This is a genomic window from Bradyrhizobium sp. MI1.7, from assembly GCF_055811795.1.
On sequence record NZ_JBVVPO010000234.1, the window covers coordinates 1 to 705 of the forward strand.

Here is a 705-nt window from a genome sequence, read left to right on the forward strand (position 1 = left end):
CATGTCCGCTAGATGTCCGCTCCTTGGGGGTGAAGCAGACTTGATATGCTCAGCCCGAGTTCTTCCGGGTGTGACCCGAAGGCGAAGTCGCCGCTGTCCGTATGCATGTCCGTTAATGGGGGGCTGAGCCGACTCGTTCTGCTCGCGGCGAGTCTTTCCGTTGATGAGTCGGCCCATCGCCTAGGTTGCTGCATCCAATATGTCGCTGAGCGACGCGACCGATCATACGTCCGACGGCAGTGGATAGCATTGTTGCCTGATCAGTCATTCGCGCCGACGTCCGTAAAAAGGAACCCCGCCGGCGTCTTGGTAAAGACGAAGATGAGCTCGCCGCAGAAGACGAAGTAATTGTCATTGTTCTCTTGATCGCGATCGTAGACGGCCTTGCCGCGCTGGACACACGCGCGATTTTTCGGCGTGAACGAGGTCGGATAGGTCTTGGCGCGAAATTGCGCGGCGTCGCGAATTGCGCTGTCGTTCATGAACGGCAATCGTGTCATACCGGCGACGGCGGCGGAATCGTTTGTCCTCAGCGCCGCGCGAAACTTCTCGATGAAGCCATCGAATTCCTTCTGCAAGGCAGGAGAAGCGACGGCTTTCTTCGGCGCCTGGGCGACGGCTGGAGCAAGGTTCATATGTGGACGGCCCCCGACTTGCAAGGATTGGCTCGGGCAGCATGCTCGGATCGCTTGCGCTCATATGTCC

The 705-nt window shown here is 58.7% G+C and carries 1 protein-coding gene; it reads right to left on the reverse strand.

Going from position 1 to position 705, the window contains the following annotated elements:
- Positions 1-260: 260 nt before the first annotated feature.
- Complete coding sequence (locus tag AC0L3X_RS47295) at positions 261-635, reverse strand: hypothetical protein (protein ID WP_063986509.1); 375 nt, start codon at positions 633-635, stop codon at positions 261-263.
- Positions 636-705: the final 70 nt, after the last annotated feature.